This is a genomic window from Candidatus Accumulibacter meliphilus (assembly GCF_036625345.1).
In the GTDB taxonomy this organism is placed as follows: domain Bacteria; phylum Pseudomonadota; class Gammaproteobacteria; order Burkholderiales; family Rhodocyclaceae; genus Accumulibacter; species Accumulibacter meliphilus.
In genome coordinates this window covers 69,493-86,400 of the sequence record NZ_JAZKTZ010000016.1, presented here as the reverse complement: position 1 = coordinate 86,400, position 16,908 = coordinate 69,493, and the positions used below count along the sequence as shown (strand labels likewise).

14 protein-coding genes are annotated in these 16,908 nt (G+C 64.4%); 8 read left to right on the top strand and 6 right to left on the bottom strand.

Annotated elements, in window-relative coordinates; genetic code table 11:
* Window positions 1–339 precede the first annotated feature (339 nt).
* Window positions 340–2,427: a helix-turn-helix domain-containing protein gene (locus V5B40_RS22955; RefSeq protein ID WP_332353771.1), complete on the top strand. Its 2,088-nt coding sequence runs from the start codon at window positions 340–342 to the stop codon at window positions 2,425–2,427.
* An 84-nt stretch (window positions 2,428–2,511) separates the two neighbouring features.
* On the opposite strand, the gene V5B40_RS22950 is transcribed toward V5B40_RS22955, so the two are convergent.
* Window positions 2,512–2,781: a hypothetical protein gene (locus V5B40_RS22950; RefSeq protein WP_332356723.1), complete on the bottom strand. Its 270-nt coding sequence runs from the start codon at window positions 2,779–2,781 to the stop codon at window positions 2,512–2,514.
* A 309-nt stretch (window positions 2,782–3,090) separates the two neighbouring features.
* On the opposite strand from V5B40_RS22950, the gene V5B40_RS22945 reads away from it, so the two are divergent.
* On the top strand, window positions 3,091–3,510 hold the full coding sequence (locus V5B40_RS22945) for a hypothetical protein (RefSeq protein ID WP_332356722.1): 420 nt from the start codon (window positions 3,091–3,093) through the stop codon (window positions 3,508–3,510).
* Between the two features lie 52 nt (window positions 3,511–3,562).
* On the opposite strand, the gene cobT is transcribed toward V5B40_RS22945, so the two are convergent.
* Complete coding sequence (gene cobT / locus V5B40_RS22940) at window positions 3,563–4,597, bottom strand: nicotinate-nucleotide--dimethylbenzimidazole phosphoribosyltransferase (RefSeq protein ID WP_332356721.1); 1,035 nt, start codon at window positions 4,595–4,597, stop codon at window positions 3,563–3,565.
* Window positions 4,598–4,660: 63 nt separating this feature from the next.
* Between cobT and cobU the strand changes: the two genes are divergently transcribed.
* Together cobU and V5B40_RS22930 are read left to right on the top strand one after the other, a co-directional pair.
* Window positions 4,661–5,206 carry a bifunctional adenosylcobinamide kinase/adenosylcobinamide-phosphate guanylyltransferase gene (gene cobU / locus V5B40_RS22935; protein WP_332356720.1) on the top strand — a complete coding sequence of 182 codons (546 nt, stop codon included), beginning with the start codon at window positions 4,661–4,663 and terminating at the stop codon, window positions 5,204–5,206.
* A 106-nt stretch (window positions 5,207–5,312) separates the two neighbouring features.
* Window positions 5,313–5,777, top strand: a complete 465-nt coding sequence (locus V5B40_RS22930; protein ID WP_332356719.1) for a universal stress protein — start codon at window positions 5,313–5,315, stop codon at window positions 5,775–5,777.
* 3 nt (window positions 5,778–5,780) lie between these two features.
* On the opposite strand, the gene V5B40_RS22925 is transcribed toward V5B40_RS22930, so the two are convergent.
* Window positions 5,781–7,292, bottom strand: a complete 1,512-nt coding sequence (locus V5B40_RS22925; protein ID WP_332356718.1) for a cobyric acid synthase — start codon at window positions 7,290–7,292, stop codon at window positions 5,781–5,783.
* A 35-nt stretch (window positions 7,293–7,327) separates the two neighbouring features.
* Here V5B40_RS22925 and cbiB point away from each other — a divergent pair, with 35 nt between their 5' ends.
* The 4 genes from cbiB to V5B40_RS22905 all read left to right on the top strand — a co-directional run bounded on the left by cbiB (window position 7,328) and on the right by V5B40_RS22905 (window position 12,022).
* Window positions 7,328–8,284 carry an adenosylcobinamide-phosphate synthase CbiB gene (gene cbiB, locus V5B40_RS22920; protein ID WP_434735905.1) on the top strand — a complete coding sequence of 319 codons (957 nt, stop codon included), beginning with the start codon at window positions 7,328–7,330 and terminating at the stop codon, window positions 8,282–8,284.
* A complete protein-coding gene (cobD, locus tag V5B40_RS22915) occupies window positions 8,277–9,278 on the top strand; it encodes a threonine-phosphate decarboxylase CobD (RefSeq protein WP_332356717.1) in 1,002 nt (333 codons plus the stop codon). The genes cbiB and cobD overlap by 8 nt, the downstream gene beginning before the upstream one ends.
* Window position 9,279: 1 nt before the next feature.
* The gene (locus V5B40_RS22910) at window positions 9,280–10,185 is read left to right on the top strand and encodes a cobalamin-binding protein (RefSeq protein WP_332356716.1); all 906 of its coding nucleotides are present in this window, start codon (window positions 9,280–9,282) and stop codon (window positions 10,183–10,185) included.
* Window positions 10,186–10,387: 202 nt separating this feature from the next.
* On the top strand, window positions 10,388–12,022 hold the full coding sequence (locus tag V5B40_RS22905; protein WP_332356715.1) for an ArnT family glycosyltransferase: 1,635 nt from the start codon (window positions 10,388–10,390) through the stop codon (window positions 12,020–12,022).
* Between the two features lie 59 nt (window positions 12,023–12,081).
* Here the strand turns inward: V5B40_RS22905 and V5B40_RS22900 are convergent, their stop codons facing one another.
* The 3 genes from V5B40_RS22900 to V5B40_RS22890 all read right to left on the bottom strand — a co-directional run bounded on the left by V5B40_RS22900 (window position 12,082) and on the right by V5B40_RS22890 (window position 16,645).
* A complete protein-coding gene (locus tag V5B40_RS22900; protein WP_332356714.1) occupies window positions 12,082–12,879 on the bottom strand; it encodes an alpha/beta hydrolase in 798 nt (265 codons plus the stop codon).
* 66 nt (window positions 12,880–12,945) lie between these two features.
* The gene (locus tag V5B40_RS22895; RefSeq protein WP_332356713.1) at window positions 12,946–14,259 is read right to left on the bottom strand and encodes a ferredoxin reductase family protein; all 1,314 of its coding nucleotides are present in this window, start codon (window positions 14,257–14,259) and stop codon (window positions 12,946–12,948) included.
* A 148-nt stretch (window positions 14,260–14,407) separates the two neighbouring features.
* Window positions 14,408–16,645, bottom strand: coding sequence for an NADP-dependent isocitrate dehydrogenase (locus V5B40_RS22890; RefSeq protein ID WP_332356712.1), 2,238 nt, complete (start codon window positions 16,643–16,645; stop codon window positions 14,408–14,410).
* Window positions 16,646–16,908: the final 263 nt, after the last annotated feature.

The following is a 16,908-nucleotide window of genomic DNA, read 5'->3' as shown; positions in this document are numbered from 1 at the left end:
CGGAATTGCGACTCAGACGCCCCGCTAACCGCGTGATTCAAAAGCCTTATCGTCGTTTTTTGGACCTTCGTCACGCCGGGAACGGAAAACGTTTATTGGACAACGATGCTTATATCCTATTGTAAATACGCAATAACAAGTGCAATAAGCATAAATCTCATGCTAGAATCGCGTCAGGCAGCGGGGACCTGGGGGTGAGGGGTGACGCAGAGCGAGTTATTGGAACCAGCGGTTAAGCAGGAAGGCCGTTTCGACTTGGGCAGAGGCTATTGTCTGCACCTTCCGCGTGGCCCTCGCAGCCAGGGTGACCTTTATCATCATGGCAGTCTGAGCAAACGGGTGAATCTTGCCGACAAGGCCGAGCGGCGCCTCCTGGTGGTTGAGTTATTACAGAGGAAGCTGAACCAGACGCGCTTGGCCGAGGTGCTCAATCTCAGTCGCCAGACGCTGCACAACTATCGCGAGTGCTATCGGCTCTTTGGGGTGACCGGCCTGCTGCATGGCTATAGTCCGAGCCACAGCGTGAGCGAAGAACGGCAAGGTCGGCTGCATGTTGACAAACGCCGCCCCGGCTCCAAGGCCCGCGAACTCGAAGCTTTGCGGCGTGCCGAGAAGAGGCTGACCGCGGAAGTAACACAAGAGGAACTCGCGTGGGATGGCGAAGCCGCGGCGCGGTGTGCGCTGGAGGAAGCGCCCCTCGAAGAGGTCGTGCGTGTCGATCAGCCGAGCCGCCAGACAGTCGCGGAGCAGGCCTCACCGGAACAGGTTCCCGCCGCAGTGATCGAGCTTCCCTATGCGGAACACCATGACTGGGAAGCCAGCCGCTATGCCGGCATTTTCCCTGTCTTGCTGGTCCTGATGAGCCAAGGGCAGTGGATGCAACGACTCTCCCAGCTGTTCGGCAACGGTTGGCGCATCTTCCAGGTGTTCGTGCTGATGGCGGTGCGTAACATCCGCTCCATTGAGCAGCTCAAACATGAGCGGCGCGAGGAGGCGGGACGGCTCCTGGGCTTGGGGCGGCTACCCGCTCTCGACACGCTGTGGTCCTGGTTCCATGACGTCGCCGGCAAGTCGCGGGCCGAGGCGCTGTTGAAGGCGTTTTTTGCCGATCAGATCCGCTGCGGCCTGGTCGCCACCCGGCTGTGGTTTACGGACGGTCATCTCTTGCCTTATACCGGACAGGACAAGGTGCATGCGGCCTGGAATACACAGCGGCGGATGCCGATGCCCGGACAGACCAATCTGGTCACTTGTGACGAACAGGGGCGCATCGTCTATTTCGACATTCAGGAGGGCAAGGGAGACCTGCGCGCTCAGATTCTGAAGCTTGGCGAGTATGCGCGACAACAGTCCCTGGGAACCCCGCCGGTACAGGTCTTCGACCGTGAGGGCGATGGGCTGGGCTTTTTCAGCGAACTCGTGCGCCGCCGCACCCCCTTCATCACTTGGGAGAAGAACGCCAATCCTGCGCGGCTCAGGGCCTTGCCGGCCGCAGACTTCACGCACAGCGTGTCGATGAACGGCACGGATTATCGCCTGCTCGAAGAGACCAAGGCGTGCCTCTACCCACCTAAAACCGATCCCGATCCCGATCCCGATCCCGATCCCGACACCGGCATGGCCGAGCTGGCGCATACGTTCGACCTGCGTCGGGTGGTGTTGTGGAATTTGCGTACCAATCACCGCATCAGCGTGCTCTGCTGGGACGCTGACCTTCAGTGGTCGCCGCAAGAGGTGCTGACCGCGATGCTCAGTCGCTGGGGCGCCTCGGAGAACACTTTCAAACACCTCAAGGGGCGTCATCCCTATCATTACCATCCGGGTTTCGGCTTGGCCGAGAGCGACAAACAGGACATCGCCAATCCCCAGATCAAAGGGCTTGCGCAGCAGATTGCGAGCACCCAGGGCCATCTCGCCAAGCTTTACAAGCAACAGGCCAAGACTCAACCCAGCTTCAATCGGGACGGAAGTGAGCGCCACAACAGTCGGCATCGGCGGCTTGCTGCGGCCATCGCCGTGAGCGAAACGCAACTCAAACAACTCCAGGCTGACAAGGCTCGCTTGCCCGAGCGCGTCAATGTCACGGGGCTGTCCGATTACCGCTCCTTCAACGCCATCGATAACGAGGGCAAGAATCTCTTCGACTTCGTCACGAGTTCCGTATGGAACGTGCGCCGCCAGCTTCTCGATTGGCTTGACGACAGCTATGCCAAGGATAGCGATCGGGTGGACCTGCTCTATGCGATTTTCAACTGCCATGGCTGGGTACGCAGTGACGAACACTGGGTGGTCGTTCGCCTGGAGCCGCTACAGCAACCCGCACGCCGTTATGCCCAAGAACAGCTGTGCCGTAAGCTCACTGGTCTCGGCGCCAGGATCCCCGGCGGAAAATGGCTGCGCATCGAGGTCGGCCAGTCTCCGCTATGAGACGGCCTTCGCCGACCTACTGTCCAAAATTAGACCACGTTCGCCGGGGATTCCGGGAGGTCTGCAGTTTGGGGGCGGGGTGGCTTAGTCCAGGTGTAGGAGCGCGGGGTCAATCCAACTGAAAGCGAGCGCGACGACGGCGAGCGCAAGCACCAGCAGCGTTGCGACCAGCAGGCTACCCAGGATCATTTGATCGGTAAAGACCCGCCTTGGCCATCCCGCCAGACCGAGATAGCCAGCGAAGGGCACGTAGTGGTCAGTGCTGCCGGGAGCGTCCGCCTCGTTCTTGGCAATGAAGCGCAAGCCGCAGCTGCAGCAACGAAATGGAGCCTCGTTCTTGCGGCGAAGGGTCATTCCTTCCCGTAGGCCGCGTCGCCTTGAACGGCGGATGTCTTCGGAGTTACAGTCAGGGCATTTCATGATTTAAGCCAAGCCTCCAGTCGTTGATTCGAGTCCCCGCAACGGAGATCAGAGAGTGGTCGAGAATCAGCGAGGGCGATGTGCTTGATTCTAGGGATTCCTCGGCAGGTGTCTGTGCGCATTGTCACTTTTCGTCGTAGCTTGTCGAAATTTTCGTCGGCGCTTTCGCGCCCGGGTGTGGTCAGTGCGTGAGCAACGGCTTGGCGCCAGAGTGGGCGGTCGTGGGGTGCTACACTGCGCCACATGCGCCCGACTCTTCTTCTTGCCGCAGTACTGGCCACGACTCTCGTCGACGCCACTGCAGGAAACTTCGCCGTTTCCGGCGCAGTAATCGTCAGGCCTTGGTACTCACCTTACGGGGCAGTTTTTCCGCCGTCGTTTGCCGACGACTCGCTTGCACCTTGCCCGGCATGGAACTGTGCGAATTACGGGCAACTGCGACGCTTCCTCGATCGCTACGAGCGCAACTACGGCGGGCGTTTTGCGCCGAATTCGAATTCGCCACCCGCCGAGTTTTCGCCGCTGCCACGTGACGTGGCGCCGACGCCGGAAGCGCACATCCAGCCGCGCTACCGCGGTGCGAGTCAGATTCGTCCCGAGTTCGAACAGGCGGGGCAGAGGCTCGATGGGCCTCCTGCGGCCGGCAAGCAGGCTGCGCGCTAGTGCTGCGTCTTCCGTGTTGCGACAACAGCGACCTGGTTCGACTGTGCGCCGGTCAGGCCTGCGCGCTGACTCCGGCGGACTCGAAGCTGGCCATTTCGTTGAGGAAAGCAACGGCACTGCGGACCAGTGGCCAGGCCAGCGCTGCGCCGCTTCCTTCGCCAAGGCGCAGTCCGAGATCGAGCAAGGGCTCGGCGTGCAGGGCGCGCAATTGGGCCTGGTGGCCCGGTTCGGCAGAACGGTGACAGAAAACGCAATAGTCGCCAATCGCCGGGGCGATTTCGGCGGCCACCAGAAGTGCCGAGGTGACGATGAAGCCATCGATCAGCAGCAGCATGCCACGCTCGGCTGCGGCGAGCATGGCGCCAGCCATCATCGCAATTTCGAAACCGCCGAACTCGGCGAGCACGCTCAACGCTGACGCATCAGGCGCCAGCGCTGCACGGGCCGCAGCTCGTGCCAGCAGTGTCTGTTTGCGTGCCAGTCCGGCGTCGTCGAGGCCGCTGCCGCGGCCAACGCAGTCGGGCAAAGGCGTGCCGGTGAGCTGATGGGTAAGCAGGGCGGCGGCAGCGGTGTTGCCGATGCCCATTTCGCCGAAACCGATCACCTGGCAGCCGTCGTCGGCGAGTTGGCGAGCGATCGCTGCGCCGCGCGCGATGGCCGCCTGGCAGTCGTCCTCGCTCATTGCCGCCTGCTCGATGAAGTTGTTCGTGCCGAAGGCGACCTTGGCGTCGACCAGGCCGTCGCGGACGCCGAAGTCGTGCGCCACGCCGGCGTCGATCACCTGCAGTTGCAAGCCGTTGTGGCGAGCGAAGACATTGATCGCTGCGCCGCCGGCGAGGAAGTTCTCGACCATCTGCCAGGTCACTTCCTGCGGGTAGGCCGAAACGCCGGCACGGGCGGCGCCATGATCGCCGGCGAAGACCAGCAGCTGCGGCTTGCCGAGGGTCGGCGTCAGCGATTGCTGCAGCTGGCCGATCTGGTGTGCCAGGCGTTCGAGTTGGCCAAGCGAACCGGGGGGTTTGGTCTTGCCGTCGATGCGCGCCTGCAGCGCGGGAAGCGGAATGGTCGGCGGGATGGAGAATTGCATCGTCTGGCGAGCCCCGGCAAAGGCTCGATTATACCCGCCCCCCGGCATGCTAATCTTCGCGGGATGCGAGAACTGATCATTGGCGGGGCCCGTTCGGGCAAAAGCGCCCTGGCCGAGCACCGGGCCCGCGAGAGTGGCCTGCAGGTGCTCTACCTGGCGACGGCGCAGGCGCTCGACGGCGAAATGTCGCAGCGCATCGCGCACCATCGGCAACGGCGCTGTGCCGACTGGGGGCTGATCGAGGAGCCTATCGATCTGGCCGGTGCCTTGCGCCGGCACGCGGCACCGGGCGTCTGCCTGCTGGTCGATTGTCTGACCCTGTGGTTGTCGAACCTGCTCTTTGCCGGCGACGCCGCGCGCCAGGTCGATGCAGGCGAAAGCGTTTCCTGCCCGCTTTTTTCTGGCGCCACCGCCGCCCTGGTCGAGACCTTGCCGGCATTGCCCGGACAGATCATCCTGGTCAGCAACGAGGTGGGCTGGGGCGTCGTACCCATGGCGGCGCTGTCGCGCCTGTTTGCCGACGAGCAGGGCCGCCTCAACCAGCGGGTGGCGACGGTATGCGAACGGGTGACGCTGGTGGTCGCCGGCTTGCCGCTGATCTTGCGCTGATCTTGCGTTGATCCGGCCTTGATCCGGGGCTGTTTTCGACAGGCGTGATGAGTGCTATTCTCCTGGTTGTCAGACAACTTGTCTGCCCAGCGAGGAGCAGTGAGCAATGTACAAGCGAATCATGGTCGCCCTGGACCAGAGTTTCATGACCAACAGGGTGCTGGAAACAGCCATCGAACTGGCCAAGAGCACCGGTGCCCAGGTAGCCATCTGCCATGCCATTGACGAAACCGTGTTCGCCCAACGTGACGTGGCGATGATGCTGCCGAACAGTGTCGGCAAGACCGAAGCACGCCTGCGCATGGGGGCGGAAGTTTTTCTCGGCACGGCTGCCGAGACCGCGCGCGCAGCCGGACTCGAGGTCGAGATCAAGGTCGTCGAATCGGAGCAGAAGCACGTCTCTGACATGCTCATTGAAGCGGCGGCTGAATGGCAGGCTGACCTGCTGGTCGTCGGCACACACGGCCGTCGCGGTGTCGAGCGCTTTTTCGTCGGCAGCGTCGCCGAGCGCCTGGTTCGCAAGGGGCGCAGGTCCTTGCTGCTGGTGCGCGGCGAAGACCCGGACGATTAACGCTTACGACCTGTCGAGCTGAGCCGTGCGTGGTGCGGGCAGGAGCGCTCGCGCTGGTAGCCAGGCCGCTAGTTGACGCAGGTCGAGGTGCGCTTCGACGGCGTCGGCGAGGCGATCGATGTCGGCTTCCCGGCGCTGCTGCGCGTCGAATGCCTGCCTTGGCCGGTGGCCTGCCCAGGTCAGCAAGGCGGTCAGCGCGGCTGGCGAGTCGAAGAGGCCGTGGCAATAGGTGGCCAGAATCTGGCCATCGCTAGACAGCGCGCCGTCCGCCTCACCGGCGAGCCGCAGGGCCGGGGTGGCCAGGGCCGCGCCCTCGGTGACGCCCATGTGGATGCGGTAACCGCTGACGCTCGCCGCGCCCGGCAGCAACAACTCGCCGTTGACGTTCTGCAAGGTTTTTTCGACGGCCAGCCGCGTTTCGTAGTCCAGCCAGCCGAGCCCCGGCGAGCTGCCCGGAGGACCTTCGAGTCCCAGCGGATCGTGTAACTGGTGGCCGAGCATCTGCAGCCCGCCGCAGATGCCGATCAGCTTGCCGCCGTAGCGCAGATGCCGCCGGATCGCTTCCTCCCAGCCTTGCGCGCGCAGCCATGCGAGGTCGGCCTGCACCGCTTTTGACCCCGGCAGCACGATCAGGTCGCAGGCCGGCGCGGCCTCGTTGGGCCCAATGAAACGAAAATCGACTTCCGGGTGGAAGCGCAGCGGGTCGAGGTCGTTGTGGTTCGAAATGCGCGGGTACACCGGTGCCACCACGCGCAGCGCCGTGTCCTTCTTGGCCAGTGCTTCGCGCGGCAAGGCGTCTTCGGCGTCGAGGTAGAGGCCATGCAGATAGGGCAGGACGGCGAGCACAGGCTTGCCAGTGCGCTCCTCGAGCCAGCGCAGGCCGCTTTCGAGCAGGCCGATGTCGCCGCGAAAGCGGTTGATGACGAAGCCCTTGACGCGTGCCTGTTCGGATGCCGAGAGCAGGTCGAGGGTGCCGCAGAAATGCGCGAAGACGCCACCACGATCGATGTCGGCGATCAGGATCACCGGGCAGTCGACGGCCTCGGCGAAACCCATGTTGGCGATGTCGCGGTCGCGCAGATTGATCTCCGCCGGGCTGCCGGCGCCTTCGACGAGCAGGCATTCGTACTGTGCACCCAGGCGCTGCCACGATTCGAGCACCGCCTGCATCGCACGCGGCTTGTAGGCGTGGTAATCGCGCGCGTCGAGGTCGGTCAAGGCCTTGCCGTGGATGATCACCTGCGCCCGCTTGTCGGTCGCCGGCTTGAGCAGGACCGGATTGAAGTCGGAGTGCGTCGGGATGCCGGCCGCCAGCGCCTGCAGCGCCTGCGCGCGGCCAATCTCGCCGCCGTCGATGGTGACCGCGGAATTGAGAGCCATGTTCTGCGGCTTGAAAGGCGCGACGCGCACGCCGCGGCGGTGCAGGATGCGGCACAAGGCGGCGACCAGGGTCGTTTTGCCGGAGTCGGAAGTACAGCCTTGAACCATCAGGCTGGGGGTGGGACGCTCGTTCATCGTAGAATCCAGGTTTTCGTTGCTGCCATTTTCGCATGCCGACCGTGTTCTCCTCAGCGTTCCTTGCCGTTCAGATACCCGCTGCGCTCTTTCTGCCGCTCGCTGCGCTGGCCGGCGTCGGGCTCGATCGACTGTTCGGCGAGCCGCGGCGCTGGCATCCGCTGGTCGGCTTTGGCGCCCTGGCCAACGCGGTCGAGCGCCGTTTGAACCTTGCTGGCGGGCGCCGCCTGCATGGTCTGCTGGCCTGGTCCTTGCTGATCCTGCCGCTGTTCGCTCTGGCCGAATGGCTGATTCCGGCGGGCTGGCCGGGTTGGCTGCTGCATGTGCTGCTGCTTGCCCTGGCCCTCGGTGCGCGCAGCCTCGGCGAGCACGCTCGGCGCGTTGCCGATGATCTGGCGAGCGGCGATTTGCTGCAGGCGCGGCAGCACGTCGGCTGGATGGTTTCGCGGCAGACCGAAGACCTCGATGCTGCCGGGGTCGCCAGCGCCTGCCTCGAATCGACGCTGGAGAATGGCAACGACGCCATTTTCGGGGTGCTGTTCTGGTTCGCCCTGCTCGGTGGGCCGGGGGCGCTGCTTTTTCGCCTGGCCAATACGCTCGACGCCATGTGGGGTTACCGCAATCCGCGTTTTGCCGACTTCGGCTGGGCGGCCGCAGGTTTGGATGACCTGCTCAACTTCATTCCCGCACGCTTGACGGCGCTTTCCTACGCCCTCTGCGGTCGCACGCGCAGCGCTTTGCGCTGCTGGCGCGAGCAGGGCGCGAACTGGAAGAGCCCCAACGCCGGCCCGGTAATGGCTGCCGGCGCCGGCAGCCTGGGAGTCGCCCTGGGCGGGCCGGCTTGCTATCACGGTCATCTTGAGGAACGACCGCCACTCGGCCAAGGCCGGCCGGCCGCTGCGGAGGACATTGCGCAGGCCTTGACGCTCGTCCGGCGCAGCATGCTGCTGTGGTTGGCGCTGCTCGTCTGCTGGGGCCTGGCGCGTGCTTGAACATGGCGGTCGACTGCGCGCCGCTGCCGAGCAGTATGCGGCCTTCGGCGACTGGACGCTGGCCGACTGGCTGGACCTGTCGACCGGCATCAGTCCGCATGCCTATCCGGTGCCGGCGATCGACCCACGTTGCTGGCAACGCCTGCCGGAGGACGACGATGGTCTGGACGCGGTTGCTGCCGCGTACTATGGCAGCGAGCGGCTACTCGCCTTGCCCGGCTCGCAGACAGCGATCCAGCTCCTGCCGGGGCTTTTCGCGCCCTTGGCAGTGGCTTGCATGACGCCGATCTACGAAGAACATCCCCAGGCCTGGCAACGCGCCGGCCATCGCGTGCGCCGCCTGGAGAACGTTTCGCTGCCGCGCGCCCTCGCCGTGGCGACGCCGATGATCGTGCTTTGCAACCCCAACAACCCGACCGGCAGGCGCTTGCCGGCCGCCGAGCTGCTCGCTGTGGCTCGGCAGTTGCAGCGGCGCGGTGGCTGGCTGGTGGTTGACGAAGCGTTTGGCGACGCCGAGCCCGAGAACTGCCTGGCGGCTCTGGCGGGGAGTAGCGAGGCCGCCAATCTGATCGTCCTGCGTTCGCTCGGCAAGTTCTTCGGCCTGGCCGGTGCGCGCGTCGGCTTCGTCTTTGCTGCCGCCGACCGGCTGGCCCTCCTGCGCGAAGCGATCGGTCCCTGGCCCTTGTCGGGTCCGGCGCGTGCGGTGGCCAGCCAGGCCTTGGCCGATCGCCGCTGGCAGGCACAGACGCGCCAGGAACTGGTCGCTGCCGCGGCGCGGCTGACGGCGCTGCTGCAGCCCTTTGGCGAGCTCAGCGGCACCGCCTTGTTCGTCAGCCTGGCCACGCCGCACGCGGCTTCGCTCTTCGAACACCTGGCGCGGCAGGCCATTCTGACCCGGCATTTTCCGGCGCACGGCTTGCTGCGCTGCGGCTTGCCCGGTGGCGAAAGTGAGTGGCAGCGCCTGGCTTCTGCCCTCTCTACCTGGGTTGCCTGATATGCCCGCTTCGTGCTTGCGGCTCGCTCTTGCCATTTGCCTGCTGAGTAGCGTCGGTCTGCTGCACGCGGCGGCGCCGGCGGTCGAGGTGATCGATGATGTCGGGACCAGGCTGCGCCTCGCGCAGCCTGCGCAGCGCATCATCAGTCTGGCACCGCACCTGACCGAAACGCTGTTTGCCGCGGGCGCCGGCGAGCGCGTCGTCGGCAGTGTCGAGTACAGTAATTACCCGCCGGCGGCAGCCGCGATTGCACGCGTCGGCAGTTACGCGCAGATCGACCTCGAACGCGTCATCGCCTTGCGCCCGGACCTGATCATCGGCTGGCAGAGCGGCAACGCCGCTGCCCATCTTGCGCGCTTGCGGGCACTCGGTTTCGCGGTCTACGTTTCGCAGCCCGATCGTATCGAGGACGTGGCCAGCGAGATCGAGCGCCTCGGCGTGCTGGCTGGCAGTACGGCGGTCGCCGACGCGGTCGCCGCCAGCTTTCGCCAGCGTCTGGCCGCGCTGCAGATGCGCTACGGCCAGCGGCCGCCGGTGCCCACCTTTTATCAGATCTGGAAGCAACCCCTGATGACCGTCGGCCGTCGCCAGATCATCTCCGACGTCATCCGCCTGTGCGGTGGCGAGAATGTTTTCGGCAGCCTCGAGACGATGGCGCCGACGGTGACTGTCGAAGCGGTCATCGCTGCCAATCCGGAAGCGATCGTCGCCAGTGGCATGAGTGAATCGCGCCCCGAGTGGCTCGATGACTGGCAAGGCTGGACGTCGATCAAGGCGGTAGCGCGCGATAATCTGTTCTTCGTCCCCCCCGACCTGATCCAGCGCCACACGCCGCGCCTGCTCGAGGGCGCCGAATTGCTCTGCCAGCATCTCGAGACGGCGCGTAGCCGCCGGCCGCAAAAGTGAGCGCTGTCTTCTTGCCCCCAACGTCTCCATCTCCAACGTTCCCCGTGGCCGCCATGACTTCCATTGCCTCGCCTTGCACTTTCCCTCGTGATCGCCTCGCTGCCTGGGCGGCATCGGCGTCCATCGCTGCGACGGCTGTTCCCGTGCCGGCGCCACCGGGTGGCAGCAGCCTGAACCCGGCAACATCTCCAGTCGAGTAGAAATGAAGCACTTTCTTTCCGCCGTGGCGGCGAGCCTCCTCGAAGCGCGGAGCAAGTTTCTGGTGCTCCTGCTCTGTGCCGCGTGGTTGGCCATGCTGGCCGGCACAAGGTCGCTGATGCTGCCTGACGAGGGGCGCTATATCGGGGTTGCCTGGGCGATGCTCAACAGTGGCGACTGGCTGACGCCGACCCTCGATGGCTTGCCGTATTTTCACAAGCCGCCCCTTTTTTACTGGCTGACCGGACTGTCGCTGAAGCTCTTCGGCGTCAACGACTGGGCGGGGCGCCTGGCGTCTGTTTTCGGTGCCTTGGTCGCCGTCGGCGGACTGTTCTTCTTTGTCAGACGCTATGCCGAGCAGCGCCTGGCGACTCTGGCGGTGGCGGTGCTGGTGACCCAGCCCATGTTTTTTGCCGGCGCTCAGTATGCCAATCTCGACATGCTTGTCGCCGGCATGATCTCGGCGACCATCGTCTGCGGGGCGAGCGCCATTCTGCGCCTCGATAGCGGCCAGTCGTATCGCCCTGTGCTGGCCGCAGCCTACGTTTTTGCGGCTCTGGGAGTTCTTGCCAAGGGCTTGATCGGTTTTGTCCTTCCCGGCGCGATCCTGCTGGCGTGGCTCCTGTTGCGCAAACGTTACCGCTTGATACCGGCGCTGCTGTCGTTGCCGATGATCGGCCTTTTCGTTGCTGTTGCCGCGCCGTGGTTTGTCTGGATGCAGATCTTGTACAGCGGTTTCTGGGACTACTTTTTCGTCTATCACCATTTCCAGCGCTTCTCGCAGACCGGTTTCAGCAACGCGCAGCCCTTCTGGTTCTACGTCCCGGTGCTGCTTCTCGGCGCCTTGCCGTGGTCGCCGTGGATCGTTCGCGCCTGCTCCTGGAAGTTCCTGGTGGACCCGGAGAGGGTCGAGATCCGCAGCCTGATGCTGGTGTGGATGCTCGGCATTCTCGTGTTCTTTTCGCTGCCGAATTCGAAGCTCCTTGGCTACGTTCTGCCGGCGCTGCCGCCGCTGGCTTTCCTGATTGCCGACGCGCTGCTCGGCTGGCTGCAGCAGCGCAGGGAGGCGGCAACGGATGGAGCGGAGGGGCAGGAGCAGCAGGGGTCGCGAGCCGAGCGCTCGCTCTATCTGGGCGGCAGCCTGCTCCTTGCCGGCAGCTTGTGCGTCTCCTTGATTGCTCTGGTGCTGGTTTTCGATTCGACTTCCACGCGAAGCTTGAGCAAGCAGGTGGCGCCCTTGTACAGCCCCGATGAGCAGATTGTGATGATCAACGAATACGAGTACGACCTGCCCTTCTATCTGCGGCCGGTGAACGACCCCTGGGTGGTCAGCGGCTGGCAGGATGTGACGGCGATTGCGGCACACGACAACTGGCGCAAGGAGCTCTATGACGCTGGCCAGTTTGACCCCGCAAAAATGCGTGCCGTACTGCTTCTCCCCGGCGAGTTCGTGGCGCGATTGTGTGCCTACACCGGCGCTTCCTTGTGGGTGTGGGGGAAAACCGCGCAGGCGCACGACGATTCATTCCTCCCCGAGCAGGCGATCGTATTTGCCGATGAAAAACGAACCGTCTGGCGGCTCGACGCCGAGCAACGTCGGCAGCTCAAGGACTGCCAAGCGGCGACGCCTGGCGGCTGACCGCGAAAGCGCTGTGCACAGGCATGGCGCAGCCCGCTTTTCAAGCTGCTGCCAAGCCGCTACGGCAGCTGCTCGATCCAGGCGGCGATCGTCGCCGCCCCAGCCTGCCAATGGGCGTCGAGCATCAGGGTATGGCCGGCGGCCGGAATGACGGCCTCCTGCGCCTGCCAGCGGCTGCTGGTGAAGCGTAGCAGGCTCGCCTGGAAAACTGCGTCGGCCTCGCCGCCAACAACCAGAACCGGCAGCTTCGGCCGGCGTCCGCCGATGCGCATCGCCAGTAGCGTCAGATCGAGGAGGGCGCGCCGGGATTCGGACTGGAACAGCTTTCCGAAGCGGAGCAGATCCTCGGTTTTCGTGTCGCGTGAGTAGTACACGTCGCGTATCGTGCGCAATGTTTTCTCGCTGTACTCGCTCTGCGTGGCGCGCGCCTGCTCGCCGAAGAACGACGGTTGGCTGCAGGCGATGTTCATCGTCGCACCAAGAATGCCGCCGGGCGGTACCGGCGCCATCAGGATCGCGGCTTGCGCCGGCTGCTGTTCAAGGACGCGCTCGACGACGACGCAGCCCATCGAGTGTCCGATCAGGATCAGCGGCTCCGCGATCCCTTGCGCGACCTGCGTGACGTCTTCGACATAGTCGTCGAGCCCGAAGGAGTCGAGCCGCTCGCGGCCGTCGCTGGTGCCGTGGCCGGCGAGATCAAGCGCCCGGCAATCGAAACCGAGACGGCTGAAGTAAGGTAGGAAGTAGGCGTCCCAGCAGCCCGCCGTGGCGTAGCCGCCATGGACAAAAAGGAGCCGCGGCGAACGCGTCGGGCCGACGGCTGGTCGGTGCAGGGTATGGATTCGTCTGGTTTTCATGCCGGCTTCGACTTTAGCACGGGCCGGCCTTGGACCTGACTGAGCAGGGGCAGACTGGCGCAAGTTTCAGCGAAACTCGAAGGCCTCCTGGTGGAAGGCGCCAGGGGCGAGTCCGCGGGCGGTCAGTCCTGCGCGTATGGCGAGGCCGAAAGCAGTCGGACCACAGAACCAGATACTGGCTTCGGCCCAGGCTGGCACTTCGGCGAGCAGCCGCTCTACGCTCAGGCTATCGCCGCGGCTGCTGTCGATCACGTGCAGGCAGACGCCGGCAGCCGCGGCGCCGGCGGTCAAGCGAGCCACGATGTCGGCGTCGACCTGGCGCGTGCAGTAGAAGAGATCCACCGGAGGGTGCTTGCCGCCGGCGACGGCGAGTGCTTCGAGACGGGCGACAAAGGGGGTCAGGCCGATGCCGCCGGCGATCCAGATCTGGCGCGCCTGCTCGGCGACAAAATCGAAGCGGCCGTAGGGTCCCTCGACGATGATCGGGTCGCCGGCCCGCAGCCGACTGGGCAGCGTGCGCGTATAGTCGCCGAGACTCTTGATGCCAAATCGTACCTGCCCGTCACCCTGCCAGGCCGAGGCAATCGTGAAAGGGTGCGCGCCCTCGCGTGGGTCGAAAGTGACCAGGGCAAACTGGCCGCTCTGGTGACCCTTCCAGCCATGCAGCCGGGCATGTACTTCGAGCACGCCCAGGCCGATCGGGTGGACTTCGCTGACCTCGCCGAGCGTACGGCGACGGGCGCCTATCCATCCGCTGAGTGAGAGGATGGCGGCGACCGTGCCACCGAGCATTAACAGCGCCGCCAGTGGGCCGGCGATTGCGGTCCAGAACGGCGACGGCATGAACACCACCGAGTGCACGACGAAGAGCAGGAAGAGGATTGGCATCAATCGGTGCAGGCGGGCAAAGTAGCGGTAAGGAATGCGTCGCAGCAGCGCTACGGCGACCAGAGCGAGGGCCACATAGAGGCCCCATTCGGCAAAGTCCTTGGCGATCGGGCGCCAGGACTCAAAGATCTGCAGCGCCAGGCTCTTGGCATCTTCCGGCTTGGCGAGGAGGCCGCTGCGGCGCAGGGCCTTGCTGGCGAGCTTGAGCGCGTAGTGGGTAGCGCCCAGGCCGATGGCGAGCAAGGCGACTTGCCGGTGAACGCGATACAACTGGTCCAGTCCGCCGACGAGCGCTTCCAGGCGCGGCCCGCGCAGCGCCAGGAGCATGGCTACCGACATCAAGGTCGCCGACAAATAGCCGCTGCCGTGGAGCAGGGCCACATAGAACTCCCACGGACGCTCGGCGGCAGGAGTGAGCAGGGCGGTCAGCGGTTGGCTGCTGATCCAGGCGGCGCTGAGTGCTGCCAGCAGGACATAGACGTAGCGATGCATGAGCGAGAAGGAGAGAAGTTGCGCCGGGCTCGCTGGCGGCGGGTGAGCCGGATCCGGGAGGGAGCTGAAAGGAGCTGACAGGAGCTGGCTCCGGGGCCGTGGGGACCCCGGAGTTGCCAACGTCACGGCCCGAAGGCCGTGTCGCAGGTCAGAGGCGTGCTGCGGCCAATGCCTGGTTGAAGGTGGCGCTGGGGCGCAGCACAGCCTTGCACTTCTCCGAATCGGCGGCGTAGTAGCCACCGATATCGACCGGCTGGCCCTGGACTGCCCGGAACTCTTCGACAATCTTTGCCTCGTTCTCGGTCAGCGTTTTGGCCAGTGGGGTGAAGTGCGCCGCCAGTTCCTGGTCTTCGCTCTGTGCGGCCAGTGCCTGTGCCCAGTACATCGCGAGATAGAACTGGCTGCCCCGGTTGTCTAGCTCGCCGGTACGTGGCGACGGCGACTTGTTGTTGTCGAGCAGCTTGCCGGTCGCTTCATCGAGCGTCTTGGCAAGAAGCGTGGCCTTGGCGTTGTTGGTCTTCATGCCCAGGTCTTCGAGCGAGACGGCCAGCGCCAGGAACTCGCCGAGCGAATCCCAGCGCAGATGGTTTTCCTCGACCAGCTGCTTGACGTGCTTGGGCGCCGAACCGCCGGCGCCGGTCTCGTACATGCCGCCACCGGCCATCAAGGGAACGATGGAGAGCATCTTGGCGCTGGTGCCCAGTTCCATGATCGGGAAGAGGTCGGTCAGGTAGTCACGCAGGATGTTGCCGGTCACCGAAATGGTGTCGAGGCCGCGAATGATCCGCTCCAGCGAGTAGCGCATGGCGCGCACCTGGGACATGTGCTGGATGTCGAGACCGCTGGTGTCGTGATCCTTGAGGTAGGTCTCGACCTTCTTGATCAGCTCGGCTTCATGCGGACGATAGGGGTCGAGCCAGAAAATTGCCGGCATGCCGGAGTTGCGTGCCCGGGTGACCGCCAGCTTGACCCAATCGCGGATCGGCGCATCCTTGACCTGGCACATGCGCCAGATGTCGCCTTCCTCGACGTTCTGCGTCAGCAGCACTTCGCCGGTCGCCAGATCGGTGACGTTGGCCACGCCCGCTTCCGGGATCTCGAAAGTCTTGTCGTGCGAGCCGTATTCCTCGGCCTGTTGAGCCATCAGGCCGACGTTGGGCACCGTACCCATGGTCACCGGATCGAAGCTGCCGTTGGTCTTGCAGAAGTTGATCATCTCCTGATAGATGCGGGCAAAGGTCGATTCCGGCATCACCGCCTTGGTGTCCTTGGGGCGGCCATCGGCGCCCCACATCTTGCCGCCGATGCGGATCATGGCCGGCATCGAGGCATCGACGATGACATCGCTGGGCGAGTGGAAGTTGGTGATGCCTTTGGCCGAGTCGACCATCGCCAGCTCGGGACGGTGCTCATGGCAGGCGTGCAGATCGCGCAGGATTTCCTCGCGGCGGGACTCGGGCAGGGTGGCGATCTTGTCGTAGAGGTTGGACATGCCGTTATTGACATTGACCCCCAGTTCGGCGAACAACTCGGCGTGCTTTTCGAAGGCCTCCTTGTAGAAAATCCGCACGCAGTGGCCGAAGACGATCGGGTGCGAGACTTTCATCATCGTGGCCTTGACGTGCAGCGAGAACATGACACCGGTTTCGCGGGCGTCGTCGAGCTGCTCTTCATAGAACTCGCACAAGGCCTTCTTGCTCATGAACATCGAGTCGATGATCTCGCCGTCCAGCAGCGAGACCTTGGGCTTGAGCACAATCGTCTTGCCGCTCTTGGTGAGGAGCTCCATCTTGACGTCGCGCGCCCTGTCCAGCGTCATCGACTTTTCGCCATGGTAGAAGTCGCCATGGGTCATGTGCGCCACGTGCGTGCGCGAAGCCATGCTCCACTTGGCCATCGAGTGCGGGTGCTTGCGCACATAGCCCTTGACGGCCTGCGGTGCGCGGCGGTCGGAGTTGCCTTCGCGCAGCACCGGATTGACCGCGCTGCCCAGGCACCTGGAATAGCGGGCCCTGATATCCTCTTCCACTTCGGTTTTCGGGTTCTCGGGGAAATTGGGCACATTGAAGCCGTGCGCCTGCAGTTCCTTGATCGCCGCCATCAATTGCGGCAGGGAGGCACTGATGTTCGGCAGCTTGATGATGTTGGTTTCCGGCAGCAGGGTGCGGCGACCGAGGTCGGCGAGGGTGTTCGGAACCTTCTGTTTGTCGCTCAGGTAGTCGGGAAATTCGGCGAGGATGCGGGTCGCGACGGAAATGTCGCAGGTCTCGACCTCGACGCCGGCCGGCCCGGCAAAAGTTCGGATGATTGGCAGGAATGCGCAGGTCGCCAGCAACGGCGCCTCATCGGTGAGTGTGTAAATGATCCCGGACTTCTTTTCTGACATGTTCATCCCCTGATTGATATATGGCGTGCAGCTTGACGAATGTGCGAGCAAGCCAGCACTCCCGGCGAAGCGCCTCGGACGTCAGACAACCGCCAAGCGGCAGATCACCGGGGGTCAGCTCTTCTCTTTTGCCCGTTTGGCGCCAGAGTTGCCAATGCTGGGAGCTTGCTCACAAGGGCGTAGTGTAAGCCGAAACAATCGCCTATGTCCCTATGCGTGTAGCGCCGCACGCGTAGGCGGCGGCGATCGCTTCGCCTTGCGCA